This is a genomic window from Nocardia sp. NBC_01377 (assembly GCF_045040005.1).
Classification (GTDB): Bacteria; Actinomycetota; Actinomycetes; order Mycobacteriales; family Mycobacteriaceae; genus Nocardia; species Nocardia noduli.
On the sequence record NZ_CP109566.1, the window covers coordinates 8,807,123 to 8,824,532 of the forward strand.

The 17,410-nt window shown below is 69.0% G+C and carries 17 protein-coding genes; 9 read left to right on the forward strand and 8 right to left on the reverse strand.

Going from position 1 to position 17,410, the window contains the following annotated elements:
- Window positions 1–96 precede the first annotated feature (96 nt).
- Complete coding sequence (locus tag OG225_RS40225) at window positions 97–402, reverse strand: hypothetical protein (protein WP_405179821.1); 306 nt, start codon at window positions 400–402, stop codon at window positions 97–99.
- The gene (locus OG225_RS40230; RefSeq protein WP_254190477.1) at window positions 399–1,049 is read right to left on the reverse strand and encodes an MspA family porin; all 651 of its coding nucleotides are present in this window, start codon (window positions 1,047–1,049) and stop codon (window positions 399–401) included. The genes OG225_RS40225 and OG225_RS40230 overlap by 4 nt, the downstream gene beginning before the upstream one ends.
- A gap of 171 nt (window positions 1,050–1,220) precedes the next feature.
- Here OG225_RS40230 and OG225_RS40235 point away from each other — a divergent pair, with 171 nt between their 5' ends.
- On the forward strand, window positions 1,221–1,832 hold the full coding sequence (locus OG225_RS40235; protein ID WP_405179822.1) for a hypothetical protein: 612 nt from the start codon (window positions 1,221–1,223) through the stop codon (window positions 1,830–1,832).
- Window positions 1,833–1,850: 18 nt separating this feature from the next.
- Here OG225_RS40235 and OG225_RS40240 read toward each other — a convergent pair whose 3' ends face one another.
- A complete protein-coding gene (locus OG225_RS40240; protein WP_405183517.1) occupies window positions 1,851–3,131 on the reverse strand; it encodes an MFS transporter in 1,281 nt (426 codons plus the stop codon).
- Window positions 3,132–3,171: 40 nt separating this feature from the next.
- Between OG225_RS40240 and OG225_RS40245 the strand changes: the two genes are divergently transcribed.
- Entirely contained in the window at window positions 3,172–4,146 is a 975-nt protein-coding gene (locus tag OG225_RS40245) for an AraC family transcriptional regulator (protein WP_405179823.1), read from the forward strand.
- Window positions 4,143–4,565 (forward strand): thioesterase family protein, encoded by a 423-nt coding sequence (locus OG225_RS40250; protein ID WP_216915142.1) that lies wholly within the window; start codon window positions 4,143–4,145, stop codon window positions 4,563–4,565. The genes OG225_RS40245 and OG225_RS40250 overlap by 4 nt, the downstream gene beginning before the upstream one ends.
- A gap of 1 nt (window position 4,566) precedes the next feature.
- Here the strand turns inward: OG225_RS40250 and OG225_RS40255 are convergent, their stop codons facing one another.
- Complete coding sequence (locus tag OG225_RS40255) at window positions 4,567–5,370, reverse strand: SDR family oxidoreductase (RefSeq protein ID WP_109529221.1); 804 nt, start codon at window positions 5,368–5,370, stop codon at window positions 4,567–4,569.
- Window positions 5,371–5,412: 42 nt separating this feature from the next.
- Entirely contained in the window at window positions 5,413–5,928 is a 516-nt protein-coding gene (locus tag OG225_RS40260; protein ID WP_405179824.1) for an Lrp/AsnC family transcriptional regulator, read from the reverse strand.
- 159 nt (window positions 5,929–6,087) lie between these two features.
- Between OG225_RS40260 and pdhA the strand changes: the two genes are divergently transcribed.
- Genes pdhA through OG225_RS40275 form a run of 3 tightly spaced genes read left to right on the forward strand, consistent with a single transcriptional unit; the run spans window position 6,088 to window position 9,532 of the window.
- Window positions 6,088–7,200, forward strand: a complete 1,113-nt coding sequence (gene pdhA / locus OG225_RS40265) for a pyruvate dehydrogenase (acetyl-transferring) E1 component subunit alpha (RefSeq protein ID WP_405179825.1) — start codon at window positions 6,088–6,090, stop codon at window positions 7,198–7,200.
- A complete protein-coding gene (locus OG225_RS40270; protein WP_405179826.1) occupies window positions 7,197–8,174 on the forward strand; it encodes an alpha-ketoacid dehydrogenase subunit beta in 978 nt (325 codons plus the stop codon). Before pdhA ends, OG225_RS40270 begins: the two co-directional genes overlap by 4 nt.
- A 29-nt stretch (window positions 8,175–8,203) precedes the next feature.
- Entirely contained in the window at window positions 8,204–9,532 is a 1,329-nt protein-coding gene (locus tag OG225_RS40275) for a dihydrolipoamide acetyltransferase family protein (RefSeq protein ID WP_405179827.1), read from the forward strand.
- A gap of 45 nt (window positions 9,533–9,577) precedes the next feature.
- Here the strand turns inward: OG225_RS40275 and OG225_RS40280 are convergent, their stop codons facing one another.
- Window positions 9,578–10,822, reverse strand: a complete 1,245-nt coding sequence (locus OG225_RS40280) for a benzoate/H(+) symporter BenE family transporter (RefSeq protein ID WP_405183518.1) — start codon at window positions 10,820–10,822, stop codon at window positions 9,578–9,580.
- A gap of 351 nt (window positions 10,823–11,173) precedes the next feature.
- On the opposite strand from OG225_RS40280, the gene OG225_RS40285 reads away from it, so the two are divergent.
- Entirely contained in the window at window positions 11,174–12,007 is an 834-nt protein-coding gene (locus OG225_RS40285; RefSeq protein ID WP_405179828.1) for a sulfurtransferase, read from the forward strand.
- Between the two features lie 122 nt (window positions 12,008–12,129).
- On the opposite strand, the gene OG225_RS40290 is transcribed toward OG225_RS40285, so the two are convergent.
- Both OG225_RS40290 and OG225_RS40295 read right to left on the reverse strand, forming a co-directional pair.
- Window positions 12,130–12,807 carry an HNH endonuclease family protein gene (locus OG225_RS40290; protein WP_405179829.1) on the reverse strand — a complete coding sequence of 226 codons (678 nt, stop codon included), beginning with the start codon at window positions 12,805–12,807 and terminating at the stop codon, window positions 12,130–12,132.
- Window positions 12,808–12,920: 113 nt separating this feature from the next.
- A complete protein-coding gene (locus OG225_RS40295; RefSeq protein ID WP_216915157.1) occupies window positions 12,921–13,283 on the reverse strand; it encodes a hypothetical protein in 363 nt (120 codons plus the stop codon).
- 222 nt (window positions 13,284–13,505) lie between these two features.
- On the opposite strand from OG225_RS40295, the gene OG225_RS40300 reads away from it, so the two are divergent.
- Together OG225_RS40300 and OG225_RS40305 are read left to right on the forward strand one after the other, a co-directional pair.
- Window positions 13,506–16,343, forward strand: a complete 2,838-nt coding sequence (locus tag OG225_RS40300) for a DEAD/DEAH box helicase (RefSeq protein ID WP_405179830.1) — start codon at window positions 13,506–13,508, stop codon at window positions 16,341–16,343.
- Window positions 16,340–17,107, forward strand: a complete 768-nt coding sequence (locus tag OG225_RS40305; RefSeq protein ID WP_405179831.1) for an SWIM zinc finger family protein — start codon at window positions 16,340–16,342, stop codon at window positions 17,105–17,107. The genes OG225_RS40300 and OG225_RS40305 overlap by 4 nt, the downstream gene beginning before the upstream one ends.
- The last annotated feature ends 303 nt before the right edge of the window (window positions 17,108–17,410 follow it).

Here is a 17,410-nt window from a genome sequence, read left to right on the forward strand (position 1 = left end):
TACAGCGTCGTAGACACGCAGGGCGCGGCAGCCCCCGTTCATCGAACGGGGGCTGCCGTGTGTGTCGGGCTCGGTCGCGGGGCGAACCCGGCCGGATCAGCCGACCGGGACGATCGGAACGCCGCGACCGGCACCCGGTGTCGGCGGAACCAACGCTCCCGCAGGCGGATTGGCGTTGGGGGCGGCCGGTTTGGGCTGCGGGATCAGATTCGTCGCCCCGGGTTGGGGCAGCGAAGGCGGACGCGGGGCGGGTGTGGTCGTCGCGGGCTGCTCGCAGGAGGTCTCGGTGGCGACGCATTCCGATTCGGGCGTCACGGGGACGATGGGCGCGGCCTGGGCGACCGGGGCGAAGGCCACGGCCGCGAGCAGGACGCCCGCCGCTGTTCGCGCGGCCCGGCTCACAGCCACACCGGATCGCCGTAGACCGAAATCGAATTGTCGGCCGTCGCGGTGGACATGGACACGATCGCGAAAGAGCGCAGGCTGACCGCGCCGAGGCAGCCGTCGACCTTGATCTGTACCTGTTCGGTGGTGATCGAACCGCGCGGCCCCGCCAACGCCTTCGTCCCGAAGGGCAGGCTCACGATGCTGCCCGGTTTCGCCGTCATCGACATACTCGGCACGACCTGCGCGCCCACCCCGACGTTGACTCCCGAGGTGGAAATTCCGACGCTCGGCCCCATGGTCACCCCGAGACTCATGGTGACACCACTGGAAACGTCGACCTGGCATCCGACCTGATATCCGAGTTGCAGGGAACCCGAATCCACCGCGACCCGGCCGTCGCCGCCGATATCGGCACTGGCGGAAAGGCTGACGAAAGCCTCCCGGCTCAGTGGCGTATTGGCGAGATTGGCCGCGCGGTCCACATTCTCCGCGGATTTGGTGATCCGCAGTTCCCACCCGTCCTCCGTGGTGACGGCACGCGATTTATCCGCTGTCTGTTCTGCGGCGGCCACCGCGCCGTGGAAACCCAGCGCACCCGCACCGCCGAGAACCGACGTCGCCGCCGCGCACATACAGAGCAGCGCTCTTGTCGAGCTCCTCATCTGACTTTCCTCATTCTCTGAAACATTTCCCAGGCTAAATACAACGTACCTGCGCATTCCGGGCGATGTCGCGGGGGCGGAGGCGGTCGCCGGTCGTCGGCCGGAATCCGATACATTTGCCGCCAGAGTTGCCCGCCGGACGGCGGTGAGTTCGACCCAGGGAGAGTACGTATGAGCACGCCGCCGCAATACCCGCGGCAGATACCCGCCGACCCCGCCCCGGGTGATGTGGACCACCTATCGGAGTCCGACGACTATTTGCCCGACGACGAACACGGCGAGAGCACTCTGGTGGCGGTACTCAAACTCCTGGGTGTTTTCGTGGTGCTCGGACTGGCGATATTCGCGGCGCGCACGTATTTCGCGACCGGCGACGAGACGGTCCGGGTCGGCAGCTGCGGGAAACTCTCCGGCAGCACGGTCGAAGCCGAATTCGCGGTCGCCGAATGTGCTGACGCCGACGCCAACTACGTGGTGGCCCAGCGACTCGACGGTGTCGACGCGGAATGCGCGAGCGTCGACTACGCGAGTTACTACCAGACCTCCGGCGCCGAGTACACGCTGTGCCTTCGCCTCAATGTCGGGGAAGGCGACTGCGTCGACAGCGCGCTGACGGGTGCGAGCACGCGGGTGGCCTGCACGGCCGCGGCCGATTTCAAGGTCGCCCGGATCGTGCGCGGCACCGCCGACCGTTCGGCCTGCGGCAGCGCCGCGACCGACGAGGACACCATCGTCTACCCGCAACCGGAACCGATGACGCTCTGCCTGGCCCCGCCGGTATGAGCGGTCCCCGGGCCGACGTCAACCAGGTCCCGGCCCGCCGCCGACCGGGGCGACGATGCCCGCGAACCGTTCGCAGACCAGGATCGCCACCAGTGGCACGGCCAACGCGGCGGTCAGCGGGACGACGGCGGTCAGCCAGCCGATGAGCGCCGGTCCGGCGAGCAGGCCGAGATAGCCGATGCTGAAGACGCGCGACATGTCGGTGGCGACGGTCACCGAGCCGAGATTGCCCGCGGCGGTGAAGATCTGCGGGATCACCCCCGACAGGCCGAGTCCCACGCAGGCCCAGCCGAGCAGGGTCAGTGGCGTCCACACCGACGCCAGGATCACCGCGAGTCCGCCCGCGCAGATCAGCGTCCCGTAGCGCACCACCGCGACCGGGCCGAAGGCGCCCGCGAGGCGATCGGTGGCGAACCGTCCCGCGGTCATGGTGAAGGAGAAGCCGGCGAAAGCCAGTGCGGCGGTGGCCTCGTCGGTGCCGAGATGGTCGCGCACCTGTAGCGCGCTCCAGTCCGCGGCCGCGCCCTCGGTCAGCAGGCAGATGAAGGCGACGACGGCGAGTCCGAGCACCTTCGTGCGGTGGGGGGCCCGAAGGGCTGCTGGGGCGTCACCCGGCTCGGAAACCGCCGCCCCCGAGGCGGGAACCGACACGATCTCGACGGCGTCGGCGACGAATTCGGTGCCGGTGTCACGCAGGAGCAACGGCAGCGCGGCCGCGACGAGCCCGAGTCCGGCCACCGCGGCGATCGTCAGGGTGAGCCGGATATCCATCCCGGCTCGCAGCGCCGCCGCGCCGACGAGGGAACCGAGGAGTCCGCCGCCGGAGAACAGGGCGTGGAAGGCCGACATCACGGGTCTGCCGTAGGCGCGTTCGACATGTACCGCCTGGGTGTTCATCGACACGTCGAGCGCCCCGTTGCCGAATCCGAAGCAGGCCAACGCGATCGCCAAACCGACGGGCCCGGTGGCCAGGCCGGGGCCGATCACCGTGACCGAGATCAGGCACGCCGCCACCGCCACCATGGCGCGGCTGCCGAAGCGATCGGCCAGCGGGCCGCTGATCCGCATGCCGATCAGCGCCGCCCCGGCGAGTATCAGGATGAAGCTGCCCAGTGTGGATTTCGCGATTCCGGTCCGATCGCAGACCGCGGGGATGTGCACCACCCACAGCGCGAGCAGACAGCCGTTCAGCGCGAACACCGCGAACACCGCCGCGCGCGCCAGGCGCAGCCTGCGGTCGACCGTCGGAACCGGCACCCGTTCAACGGTACCGACGATCGGTACCGCGCGGGACGACATTCGTCCGGGTACCGGCAGCACCCGCGTCTACCCTGGTGAGGTGGATGTCCTCGCCAGCCTGCTCGAAGGTCCACGCGCCAGGGGTGCGTTCGTGGTCTGCTCGCTGCTCGACCCGCCCTGGTCGCTGCGGATACAGGACGAGTCGCCGCTGACCGTGTTGTCCATCGTCCGCGGGACTGCCTGGATCGTCCCCGACGCCGATCCGAAACGGCCCGAATCCGCCGCGCCGCGCAGGCTGGAGGCGGGAGATATCGCGATCTCGCGCGGCCCCCGGCCGTACACGGTGGCCGATTCGCCGGAGACGACCCCGCAGATCCTCATCCACCCGGGCCAGGTCACGACCACCCTCGACGGCGAACTGCTCTGCGAGGCACTGACACTCGGCGTGCGGCAGTGGGGGACCGATCCGGACGGCGCCACCATGATGGTGACCGGCACCTACGAATCCGCGGGTGCGGTGAGTCAACGGCTGTTGCGCGCGCTGCCGCCGTTCGTCGTCCTGCGCCGCGGTGAATTCGACGGCCGCGTCCTCGACTTGCTGGCGGACGAAGCGACCAGGGACGAACCGGCCCAGGGCGCGGTCCTGGACCGACTGCTCGACCTGGTGCTCATCACCGCGCTGCGCGCCTGGTTCGCGGGCAACGAGGCGCCCGCCTGGTACCACGCCTACAGCGATCCGCTGGTCGGCAAGGCATTACGGCTGTTGCAGCACAATCCGGCGCACGGCTGGACGGTCGCGGGTCTGGCCGAGGCGGTCGGGGTGTCGCGGGCCGCGCTGGCCCGCCGTTTCACCGACCTGGTCGGCGAACCGCCGATGGCCTTTCTCACCGAGTGGCGACTCGAACTCGCCGCCGATCTGCTGCAAGGTTCCCAGGCGACCATCGAGGCCATCGCCAGGCAGGTCGGGTACGGCAGCGCCTTCGCGCTCAGCGCCGCGTTCAAACGCCATTTCGGCGTCAGCCCGCGTGACCACCGGCACGGCGCGACACCCGCTGAGCTATCGTCGGCGGGGTGACGCAGCAGTATCCAGTGCTCTGGCCGGTGCCGACCAGGTGGGCGGACAACGACCACTACGGCCACGTGAACAACGTGACGTACTACTCGTATTTCGACACCGCGGTCAACGCCTGGCTCATCGACGCCACCGGCACCGACATCAGGAATCTGCCCGCACTCGGGGTGGTCGCGCAGACCTCGTGCCAGTACCACGGGTCGCTCAGTTTCCCCGATCAGCTGCGCGTCGGCCTGCGCGTCTCGCGCCTCGGCCGTTCCAGCATCACCTACGACCTCGCGATCTTCCGCGAGGCCGACGGTGCGCTGGAACTGGCGGCCACCGGTGTCTTCGTGCACGTCTACGTCGATTCGGAGACGCGCAAACCGGTCGAGATCCCCGAGGTCATCCGCACGGCCGCGGCCACGCTGGTCACCGACTGACTCAGGCCTGAAGGGCGGCCTGGAAGCGGCGCATGCCGTCGATCCAGCGGTCATAGTCCGAACCCTTGTGGCGGTACATCTTCAGCACCTCGGGGTGCGGCAGGATCAGGAAGCGCTCGCTGTCGATACCGGCGACCACCGATTCGGCGACCTCTTCGGTGCTGAGCACCGGGCCCGCCGTGGTGACCGCCTTGACGGCGAGTTCGGCCGCCTCGGGGTTGTCGGGGATCAGATCCTTCTGGAGCAGCCGGGTGTCGACGCCCATGGGGCAGAGGCAGCTGACGCGAACACCTTTGTCGCCGTAGGTGATCGAGAGCCATTCGGCGAATCCGACGGCGGCGTGCTTGGTCACCGAGTACGGGGCGGAGCCGATCTGGGTGAGCAGGCCCGCGGCCGAGGCGGTCGACAGGAAGTAGCCCTCGCCGCGTTCGACCCAGCCCGGCACGAGCAGTCGGGCGGCGCGCACATGCGACAGCACATTGATCTCGATCGACGCCGACCACTGCGCGTCGGTGCTGTCCAGTCCCGGCCCGCCGCCGATACCCGCGTTGGCGACGAACAGGTCGACCGGTCCGAACGCTTCCTCGGCGCGGTCGATCAACTGCTGGATCACCTTCTCGTCGGCGACGTCACCGCCGACCGCGACCGCGGCGGAACCGATGGATTCGGCGACCGCCGCCGCCGAATCCGCGTTCAGATCGGCGAGGACCACCTTCGCGCCGCCCGCCGCCAGTCGCCGCGCCACCGCCGCTCCGATGCCCGCCCCGGCCCCCGTGACGATCGCAACCTTGTCCGTAATCTCCATGTTCGGACCATAGCGGGCAACGCCGGAAAGAGACACACTGAACTACACGTCGCTTTTTCCGGACTGGTCACGCCCGGCCAGTCGTTTGAGTAGCGGTGCGGTGCGCGGGCCGACCAGCGAGCGCATCACCAGTGCCATATTCGTCCGTTCGACGCCGGGAATCTTCAGAATCCGCCCGGTGATCCGATACAGATCGTCGGCGTCGCGCGCGACCACCCGAACCGTCAGATCGGTCTGCCCGGTGAGCCCGCAGACCTCGGTGACCTCGGGGACCTCGCCGAGTTCGGCGACCACCGAATCGAGCCGATGCTGATCCAGCACGACCGCGACGAACGCCGAGAGCGGATAGCCAAGTGCTCGCGGTTCCACCCGCAATTCGAAACTGCCGAGCACCCCGGCCGCCTCCCATCGCGACATCCTGGCCTGCACGGTATTGCGGGACAGGCCGAGGCGGGACGCGAGTTCGACGCCGGTCGCGCGGGGATTGGCGACGAGTTCGAGCAGTAGGCGCGCGTCGGTGGCGTCCAGGGTCACCTCGGCGGGTTCCTTGCCGGTCATGGAATGCAGTATGCCATCCGAAATGGTGGCCGAATTGTGCATTGTGCTCATCGAGTACCTGCCTGATTGCGCGTTAAGCTATGTAGTGAAAGGTGTGAAGTAGAGCACAGTACGAGAGCGGGGGCGTGCCACAGACGGACGGTCAGGAGGCGATCGGTGATGACGGACAGACCCGCGTATCCGGTCCAGTTGGTCCAGCCCGACGGACGCAGGGTGCTCGATCGTGAGCACGCCGCGCTCGTCGCCGATATCGGCCCGGCGCGATTGCGCGCCCTGTACGAGGACCTGGTCGTCTCCCGGCGTATCGATACCGAGGCGACGGCACTGCAACGGCAGGGACAGCTCGGCCTGTGGCCGCCGCTGCTCGGACAGGAAGCCGCCCAGGTGGGGTCGGCCCGCGCGTTGCACCCCGACGACTACGTGTTCTGTAGTTACCGGGAGGCGGCCGTCGCCTACTGTCGCGGTGTCGATCCCGGCGATCTGACGCGGCTGTGGCGCGGCGCGGCCCACCACTGCTGGGATCCCGCCGACATCAATATGACGAATCCGAATATCGTCGTCGGCTCGCAGGGCCTGCACGCGACCGGTTACGCCTACGCCGCCCACCTGGACGGCGCGGAGATCGCCGCCATCGCGTATTTCGGCGACGGCGCGAGCAGTCAGGGCGATATCGCCGAGGCCATGGGGTTCGCCGCGAGCTGGGGCGCGCCGGTGGTGTTCTTCTGCCAGAACAACCACTGGGCGATCAGCGCTCCGGTCCGGGTGCAGAGTGCCACGCCGATCGTGCGAAGGGCTTTCGGCTACGGCATCCCCGGCGTCCAGGTCGACGGGAACGACGTACTCGCCGTGCTCGCGGTGACCAGGAGGGCGATCGCGCGTGCCCGAGGTGGCGGCGGGCCGTCCTTCATCGAGGCGCTGACCTATCGGATGGGGCCGCACACCACCGCCGACGATCCCACCCGCTACCGCTTCGACGCGGAAACCGAGCAGTGGAAGCGCCGCGATCCGATCGATCGGCTCCGCAGACTCCTCGAACGTGAGAAGGACTGGGACGGGGAATTCGAGGAGCGGGTCATCGCGCGGGCCGACGAGGTGGCCCACCGGCTGCGCACCGCGACCATCGATATGCCCGACCCCGACCCCTCCGGGCTGTTCGACCACGTCTACGCCACCCCGCACCGGCTGCTCACCGAGCGGCGGCGGGCCCACGCGCAGTATCTCGCCGGCGATCCCGGCGCGGGCTCCGCGGTACCGGGAGGAGTCCGCCCATGATCACCACCTTCGCCGCCGCGCTCAATACCGGTCTGCGCCGGGCATTGGAGGACGATCCGAAGGTCGTGCTGATGGGGGAGGATATCGGCAGGCTGGGCGGTGTCTTCCGGGTCACCGACACCTTGCAGAAGGATTTCGGTGACAACCGGGTCATCGATACGCCGCTCGCCGAATCCGGCATCGTGGGAACGGCTTTCGGGATGGCGCTGCGCGGGTATCGGCCGGTGTGTGAGATACAGTTCGACGGGTTCGTCTATCCGGCCTTCGACCAGATCGTTTCGCAGGTGGCCAAAATTCATTACCGCACCGGGGGAAAGGTGACCGCTCCCATCACGATTCGCATACCCTGCGGCGGCGGGATCGGCTCCGTCGAACATCATTCCGAGTCGCCGGAAGCGTATTTCGCCCATACCGCCGGTTTGCGCGTGGTGATACCCAGTACTCCCGAAGACGCCTATCACATGGCGCGCCAAGCGATCGCGCTCGACGATCCGGTGATCTTCTTCGAACCGAAACGACGCTACTGGGATCGCGCCGAGGTCGATTTCGACGCCGAGCCCGACCTGCCGTTGGATCGTGCGCGGATCTGCGTCAGCGGCACCGACGTGACGATCGCGGCATACGGCGGCACCGTCGCCACCGCCCTCACCGCCGCGAGAATCGCGGCCGAGGAGGGGCATTCACTGGAGGTGATCGATCTGCGCAGTCTCGCGCCGATCGATTTCGACACCGTCGAGGAATCGGTCACGAAGACCGGAAGGCTCGTCGTCGTCCACGAAGCTCCGGTCACCGGCGGGCTGGGCGGTGAGATCGCGGCCGAGATCACCGAACGCTGCTTCTATCATCTGGAGGCGCCGGTACTTCGCGTCGGCGGCCACGACATTCCCTACCCCCCGGCGAAACTCGAGAAATATCACCTGCCGGACCCCGACCGCGTCCTGGCCGCGGTCGACCGTTCGCTGTCCGCCGCCTGACGTCCGACCGCCCAGTGAGAGGTGCCCCTGTGCAAGATGACGGCCACGTCCTGGAATTCCGGCTCCCGGATCTCGGGGAGGGTCTGGCGGACGCCGAACTGCTGTCGTGGTCGGTCGGCGTCGGGGACACCGTCGAGCTGAACCAGACGATCGCGGAGGTGGAGACGGCCAAAGCCGTGGTGGCCCTGCCGTCGCCGTTCTCCGGAACGGTCGTCGAACTGCTCGCGAAACCCGGTGACACCGTTCCGGTGGGAGCGCCGCTGATCAGGGTGCGCAACGATCTCGCCGTCGCCGCGGCGCCCGAGGTCAACGGTGACCGCCGCACCTCGGTGCTGGTGGGTTACGGCCCGGAAGGCGAACCCGAATCCCGCCGACCCCGCCCCGCGCGGCAGCCGGAACCGTCGGCGCCGCAGCAGGATCGGGAGCCGTCGAATGCCGGGCGCGCCGCCGCGACACCCGGTGCGCGCAAACTCGCCAAGGAACTCGGGATCGACCTGTGGTACATCGCGGGTTCGGGTCCCCGGGGTGCGGTGACCGTCGAGGACGTGCGTAGCGCGGTCCCGGTCTCCCAGCCCCGCGCACTCGCCCGTCCGGCAACGACAAGCACCGCCGCCGCACCCGCTGGAAGCAGCGGGGAAGGGCTCATCAGACCCGCGGCCAGGGAGACCCGCACCCCGATCGCGGGCATCCGTAAACGCATCGCCGGATCGATGACCGTGAGCGCCCGCACCATCCCGCAGGCCAGCACCTTTCTCACCGTGGATTTCACCGCATCGATGGAACTGCTCGACCATCTGCGCAGCACGAAGGCCTTCTCCGAACTCGCCCCGACGGCGCTCGCGCTGATCGCCAAGGCCGTGATCGCCGGGATCACCGAATTCCCCGGTGTCAACGCGACCTGGGACGACGCCAACCAGCAGATCGTCACCAAGCACTACGTCAACCTCGGCATCGCGGTCGCGACCGAACGCGGACTGCTCGTCCCCAATCTCAAGGAGGCGCAGAGCCTGAGCCTGCGTGACCTGTGCCGCGAGATCGGCTGGCTGGCCGAGACCGCGCGCGCCGGTAACGCGACACCGGTCGACCTGCGCGGCGGCACCTTCACCCTCACCAATATCGGGGTATTCGGCGTGGATACCGGTGTGCCGCTCGTCAATCCCGGCGAGGGCGCGATCCTGTGCGTCGGCTCGATCAGGAAGCGCCCGTGGGTGGTCCGTGACGAACTCGCGGTCCGCTGGGTCACCACACTCGGCGTCGGCTTCGATCACCGCATGATCGACGGTGAACTGGCCGCGCGCTTCCTCGCGACGGTGGGCGGTCTGCTCGAGGATCCGTTGACGCTGCTCAGCCGCGCCTGAGACGAGCGCGGGTGGCGGCCTTCCCGGCAGTGTCCGCGCGGCGGCTCAGTCCCGATAATCGAGGACGCGGCGGACCACCAGGCCCGCGATCAGCGCCCAGAAGGCCGCGCCGACTCCGAGGAAGCCGACGCCGGACGCGGCGATCAGGAAGGTGACGACGCCCGCTTCCCGGTGGCGTTCCGGCCTCAGCGCGCCCGCCAGCGCCGCCGCGAGCGTGGCGAGCAGGGCCAGACCCGCGACGGTTTCGAGGGTTCCCTCCGGCGCGGCCGCGATGAACGTCACCAGGGCGGCGGAGCCGAGGGCGAGCAGCAGGTAGGCGCAGCCCGCGGTGACGGCGGCGATCCAGCGGCGTTTCGGGTCGGGGTGGGCGGCGGGCGCCGCGGACAGCGCCGCGCTGATCGCCGCCAGATTGATGGCGTGCCCGCCCGCGGGCGCGCCGAGCACGGTGCCGATCCCGGTGACGGTCATCGCCGCCCGCCACGGCACCCGGTAGTCGAACGAGCGCATCACGGCGGTGCCCGGAATGTTCTGCGACGCCATGGTGACGATGTAGAGCGGTATCGCCACCCCCAGCATCGCCTGCCAATTCCATTGCGGCAGTGTCAGTTCCACCGAAGGTGCCATCGCGGACAGGTCCAGGCTCCGATGTTGGGCGACGATGCTGATACCGGCCCCGATCACGGCGGTCACGAACGCGGCGATCACCGCCCAGCGTTTCGCGAAGCGCTGCAACACCAACCAGACCACGATCACCGGAACCACCACGCCCGGACTGGTGTGTACCGCCGCGACCGGCGCCAGACACAGCGGGATCAGCACCCCGGCCAACATCGCTTGGGCGATCTCCACCGGGATGGCCGCGACCAGGTTGCCCAGCCGCTGCCACAATCCGGTGATCACCACCAGGACACCGGTCAGGGCGAACGCCCCCACCGCGGCGGCCCAGCCGCCCGACACCGCGCCGGTACTCGCCAGCAGCGCGGCTCCCGGCGTCGACCACGCCAGGGTGATCGGCATCCGGTACCGATAGCTGAGCAGGATCATCCCGACGGCCTGGGTGACACACAGCGCGAGCAGCCCCGACGCGGCCTGCGCGTGCGTCGCGCCCACGGCGCTCAACCCGCTCAGCACCACCGCGAACGAACTGGTGAACCCGACAAGCGCGGTCACCACCCCCGCGCCGATCGGCTGCGCGATACCGGAGTCGGCGACGGGTGAATCCGCGCTGACCTCGATGCCCGGCTCGGTCACGGCCGGTGAGGTCGGTGCGCCGACGGCCGTGACCGCCATGTCGGATCCGGTTCGGGCGACATCGCCCGACGGCGGTCCCGGCCGGGCGGATTCGGGCACAGGCGCCGATTCGCCCCCCGATGACCCCGGCGCTTCCGATGATTCCGCCGCGTCGGTGCCCGGCTCGTCCCGCGCCGCTGGAATCTTCGACATTGCACGGATCTTTCCGCCGGTCGCACGGCGTGTCACCTGCCAGTCGGCGGAAACTGGCCTGAATTGTTCGCGCGAGATGTGACCATGGCGATACGGGGGTAGCGTCGCGAACTGCTCTCCTTCATCCTGCGGGGTGGAGCGATATGCGCGCGGGTCGTGCGTAGGGTGAGGGCGTCGGTGCGCGAGATGCGAATCTGGATGAGGAGTCATGGCGTGAGCGCGGTACTGATTTCGGCAACGGAACTCGGAGAAGCGTTGGCGGGCGGCAATATTCGGCTGCTCGATATTCGATGGGCGCTCGGCGACCCGGACGGTCCCCAGCACTATCTGGACGGCCACATTCCCGGTGCGGTCTTCGTCGACCTGGAGACCGAACTGGCCGCTTTGCCCACCCCGGCGAGCGGCAGGCATCCGCTACCCGATGTCGCGCAGTTGCAGCGATGCGCGCGCAGCTGGGGGCTGCGGGTGGGCGAATCGGTGGTCGTCTACGACGCGACCGGCGGCATGGCCGCGGCCCGCGCCTGGTGGCTGTTGCGCTGGGCGGGGATCGAGGACGTCCGAATTCTCGACGGCGGGCTGCCCGCCTGGACGGCGTCGGGCGGAGTCCTCGCGACGGGGCCCGAAGCCGATCCCGAACCGGGCGACGTCAGCCTGGCGTCCGGCCGGTTGCCGGTGGTCGACGCCGACGCGGTCGCCCGCTGGCAGGGCGTGCTGCTCGACGCGCGAGCCTCCGAACGGTATCGGGGCGAGATCGAACCGATCGACCCCAAGGCCGGGCACATCCCCGGCGCGGTGAGCGCGCCGGCGGCCGAGAATCTCGACGCCGACGGACGTTTCCGTGCCGCCGAGGATCTGCGCGAACGTTTCGCCGGATTGGGGCCAGGCCCGATCGCGGTCTACTGCGGTTCCGGCGTCACCGCCGCCCACCAGGTCGCCGCACTCGCCGTGGTCGGCGTGGAAGCGGCGCTGTACCCGGGCTCGTGGTCGCAGTGGTCCAACGATCCGAAGCGCCCGGTCGCCACGGGAGTCTGACGCCGGGGTCGCATTGCGATGGTGAGGCCCCGGCGCGGGTTGTCGGCCCTCGGGACTCTTGTCGTCGGGTCGAGAAACCGGTGCCGAGGCCGTAGGCCCGGCATCCGGCACCGGCATCCGGTTCACGGACACCCCCGCGCGACCTGACGTAGTGCCATTTCGTCGGCGACCGTCACCGGAAGGTCGTAGTACACCGCGACCGTGAGGTATTTCGCGGCGTAGAAGCAGTGGTTGGCCGCGGCGGGCGGTAACCATTCGGCGGGGGTGCTGTCACCTTTGGCCTGATTGGTTTCCCCGTCGGTGGCGAGCAGATTGTTCTCGATGTCGTTGGCGAAGAGCACCCGTCGCTCGGGCTGCCAGCGTGCGGCGCCCATGTCCCAGGCCGCGGCGAGCGGGTAGACGTGGTCGATCTGCACCGCGCGGGCCTCGGACTTGCTGAAGCCGACGCGCTGCCCGGTGTAGGGGTCGTCCAGGTTTCCCGACATCACGACGCAGTCGCGCGTGCCCGCCCGGAAGGCGACCGCCGTGAGCTGGGCCGCCAGCACATTGTTGCGGGTGTCGCAGCCGTCGTGACCCGCCGGTCCGTCGTGATCGTCGGTCCACGCCGGTCCGAATACGCAGGCCCGGCCGTCCGAGCAGTCCCGTTCGTAGCCGCCGGGATGCGGGCGGGCGGCGACGACGCGTACCCGCGTCAACAGATCGTCCAGCTGGACCCCGGTCGGACTGCCCGGCGCGGGCGCGGTGCCGACGTCGAGCGCGCATCCCGCGAGTGCGAGGGCGCCCGCCAGGACGAGCGGCATCCACCGGGGTGGTCCACCCGGGGAGAATTCTCGAGTATCGGCGCGCACCCGTCACTTGTACCCGGCGGCACCGACATGATCCGGCGCCGCCGGAGGTCAGTGCGGAGGGTGTTTCAGAGCCAGGCCCGTGCGAGCAGTTCGTCTTCGGCGACCATGTTCGGGCGCGGCGGGAATCGGGTGGCCGCGATCGATTCGGTGTGCGCGCCGTCGTGACCGATCAACCACGAGCCGCCGCGCTCCTCGCATTCCGCGATCTTGGCGAAGGTCGTGAGGAGGAAAGTCACCGCGTCGGCCGGGTCGACCGTCCTGGCCAGCCGCTGTGATTCGCCCTGACGTGAGAGATCCAGCCAGACCCCGGATTGACCGTCCAGTCGCATGTCGACGATCTTGTCGGCGTTGACGAAGGTGAATTTGCGCCGTTCCCACGGTGTGGTCGGCGTGAAGCTCTGCTCGAGTACCTGGAGCAGAATCGTCATGCTGCTGCCCTGCGCTTTCCTTGGACGCCCGGGCGGGTCGGCCACCCGGCGGTGATTCGCCGCGATGCCATGGCGACAGCGCCGCGATAACCATTCGGATAACGATTCAGATGCGATGACCTGCGGATATACCAGTTTATCCGCTCGGGTGCGGAAATCCAGGACAGTGCGATCGCGGAATTCGGCGCGACCGCTGTCGGAGGCACCTGATTGGATAAGCGGATGCTGCACGGTCTGTGGTCGCCAGGGTCGGGGCTGCTGTTGTGGACCGACGACGACGAGGTTCCCGGCACGCTTCCCGAGCCGCTCGGCGCGACGCTGCGCTCGTCGAAGTTCCGCCATCGTGCCGATGTCATGCGTGCGGAGGGGACCGACCGCGCGGAGATCGACCACGTGCGGGTGCACGCGATGGCGCCCGCTGCGGCGGCCACCGCGCTGCGGCAGCGACTGCCCGCCGAGGTCGTCTCCGGTGATCTGCGATATCTGGCCCACCTCGCGCACGGCATAGAACGGTGGGTGCGCGCCGGGCGCGTCGTGCCGGAATTGCGCCGCGACGACGGTCAGTGGTGGGTGCGCTGGCGGTTGGTGGGGGGCGAACGCCAACGCGCCTGGCTCGCGGAAGCGGCGGTCGCGATGCCCGCCGCGCTCCAGGTGGCGGGCAGGCCCGCCGCGGTGCTGGAGGATCTGGTCGGCGAACTCACCGATCCGATCGCGCGGGAACTGCTCGAAGGGCAGTCCGCCTCGCATCCGTTACCGGCCGCGCTGGTGGGGGACGTGCCGTTGGAAGGCGGCAGTCACCAGGTGGCCGAGACGCTGCAACGGTGGCGGGCCAGTCTCACCGTCGATCAGCCGGAACTGGTATTGCGCCTGCTCGAGCCCGACGGCATGTTCGGCACCGACGACGAATCGGTCGCGCTGTGGCGGCTGGAAGTCTGTCTGCGGCTGGCGGGCGAGGCCCCGGCCCCGATTCCGCTGCACGGTGATCCGAGCCTCGTGCGGACCACGATCGAGAAGTTGGGCGAGGCGCAGCGCGCCTATCCGCGTCTGCGTGATCTGCCCGGCGACCCGCAGAGCATGGACCTGCTGCTGCCGACACCGGTCGTCGCCGATCTGGTCGAACACGGCGCGCACGCGCTGCGGGAGGCGGGGGTTGCCCTGTTGCTGCCGCGGGCCTGGAATATCACCGCGCCCTCGTTGCGATTGCGGGTGGACAGCGCCGTCCCCGCCGCCGAGAGCACGGTCGGCATGCGCGGTCTGGTCTCCTACCGTTGGGAATTGGCGCTCGGCGATACCGTGCTCACCGCGGCCGAGATGGCCCGGCTGGTCAGCGGCAAATCCGATCTGGTGCAGTTGCGCGGCGAATGGGTGCAGGCCGATCACAAGGTGCTCGCCGCCGCGGCGCGCTACGTCGCCGCCCACACCGACCCCGCGCCGATCACCCTGGCCGATATGCTCGGCGAACTCGGGAGCGGGCGCGTCGACAAGGTGCCGATCACCGAGGTCACCGCGACCGGCTGGGCGGCCGATCTGTTCGACGGGCACCACGAGGTCGAACCCGTGGAACCACCGGTCGGGCTGAAAGCTCAACTGCGGCCCTACCAACGTCGCGGCGTGACCTGGCTGGCGACCATGAGCCGCATGGGGTGCGGCGCGATCCTCGCCGACGATATGGGCCTCGGCAAGACCATCCAGGTGCTCGCCCTGCTCCTGCACGAACGTGAAGTCGCGCAGACCTTCCCGCGAATCGGCGCGGACGCGACGGCACCCCCCGGGCCGACGCTGCTGGTCTGCCCGATGTCGGTGGTCGGCAACTGGCACCGCGAGGCGCAGCGGTTCGCGCCCGACCTGCGAGTTCTCGTCCACCACGGCGTCGGGCGGCGGACCGGTCCGGAATTCGACGCGGCGGTGGCCGAGGCGGATCTGGTGATCACCACTTACGCGCTGCTCGCCCGCGATATCGACGATATGCGGCGCGGCGAATGGGAACGGATCGTGCTGGACGAGGCCCAGCACATCAAGAACGCGGGGACGAGACAGGCGCGCGCGGCGCGTGCCGTGCCCGCGCGACACCGGCTGGCGCTCACCGGAACCCCGGTGGAGAACCGGCTGGAGGAATTGCGTTCGATCCTCGATTTCGCGATGCCGTCGCTGCTCGGCAGCGCCCAGACCTTCCGTGCGCGTTTCGCGGTGCCGATCGAACGCGAACAGGACCAGAACGCGATATCGCGGCTGCGTTTTCTCACTCAGCCGTTCGTGCTGCGCCGGGTGAAAACCGATCCGGCGGTCATCTCCGATCTTCCGGAGAAATTCGAGATGACCGTGCGCGCGAATCTCACCGTCGAGCAGGCCGCCCTCTACCAGGCGGTGGTCGACGACATGCTCGCCAAGATCAAGGACGCCAAGGGGATGGCGCGCAAGGGTGCGGTCCTCGGCGCGCTGACCCGGCTCAAACAGGTGTGCAATCATCCGGCGCATTTCCTCGGCGACGGTTCGGCGGTGCTGCTGCACGGCCACCATCGCTCCGGAAAGTTGGCGCTGGTGGAGGATATTCTCGAATCCGTGCTCGCCGACGGTGAGAAAGCGCTGCTGTTCACCCAGTTCCGGGAATTCGGTGAACTCGTCGCGCCCTATCTGGTGGAGCGTTTCGGCTCCGAAATCCCGTTCCTGCACGGTGGGGTGGCCAAGAAACGCCGCGACGCCATGGTCGACCGATTCCAGTCCAGTGACGGACCGCCGCTGATGTTGCTCTCGCTCAAGGCCGGTGGCACCGGGCTGAATCTCACCGCGGCCAACCATGTCGTGCACCTGGACCGATGGTGGAATCCGGCGGTGGAGAACCAGGCCACCGACCGCGCGTTCCGTATCGGTCAGCGGCGTGACGTGCAGGTGCGCAAACTGGTGTGCGTCGACACCATCGAGGAGAAGATCGACGAGATGATCAACGGAAAACGTCATCTCGCGGAATTGGCGGTCGGTGCCGGCGAGAACTGGATCACCGAGATGGGGACCGACGAATTACGCGAATTGTTCGCGCTCGGCGCGGAGGCGGTCGGCGAATGAGTCCCTTCGAGGATTACAGCAAATACGGTAAGCGTCGTCCGGTCGACGGCGGGGTCTCCGCGCGCAGCCGACGCGGCGGGTTCGGCCGGACCTGGTGGGGAAAGGCCCTGATCGACGCCGTCGAGGCGATGGCGGAGCCGGGCCGCCTCGCGCGCGGGCGCACCTACGCGCGATCCGGTCAGGTGGTCAGCTATCGCATCGACCCCGGGGCGGTGACGGCGGAAGTACAGGGGAGCCAGCCGCGTCCGTTCACGGCGGTCTTCACCGTGCGCCCGTTGCGCGAGGAGGAATTGGCGCTGCTGATCGAGACGATTCGCACCGCGCCGGGCATGCTGGCCGAGATAGCCTCCGGCGCGCTGCCGAGCGGCCTCGGACCGCATCTGCTCCCGACCACGGCGGCGGATCTGGATTTCACCTGCACCTGCCCGGATCCGGGCTGGCCGTGTAAGCACGTGGCCGCGGTCTGCTATCTGCTGGCCGAACGGCTCGACGAGCGTCCGCGTGAAATCCTCACTCTGCGCGGATTGGATCTGGACACCCTCATCGGGGGGATCGAACGTGATCCGCGGCCGACGGTCTCCGACGATCCGTACGGGGATCGGGTCACGCTGCCGGATCTGCCGACCCCGGAATTCCGCCCCGCCGCCGACGATCTCGATCCGGTGATCCTGCGCCGCGCCTTGCGGATGCTGGCCGAGGACGAGCCGAGTGCGGCCGCCGGTCTGCGGGAACTGCGGGCGCTGTACGACGTGTTCGGGCGCTGAGTCCGGGCTCCCGGGCCCGGGCCCGCTGGTCGCGCGAAGACACGGGCATTCGGGGTTCGTTCGGAAACGCGGAGGTTGGCGGGCACCCGGCAGCGCAACCGACCAAGCCTCCCGGACTCGTTCGGGCGGGGTTCGCCCGGTCAGCGCGGATCGGTAGCTTCCTCGCGCCGGGTGCCGTTGACAATTCTGCCCGCGACGCGGTTCGGTGAGAATGCCCTACCGCTGTCCCAGCACTGCCACGAACGCGGTGCGCTCGCTCCGGGGAAACCCGGGAATCCGTGCTGCCGATTCCGGTACCGTACG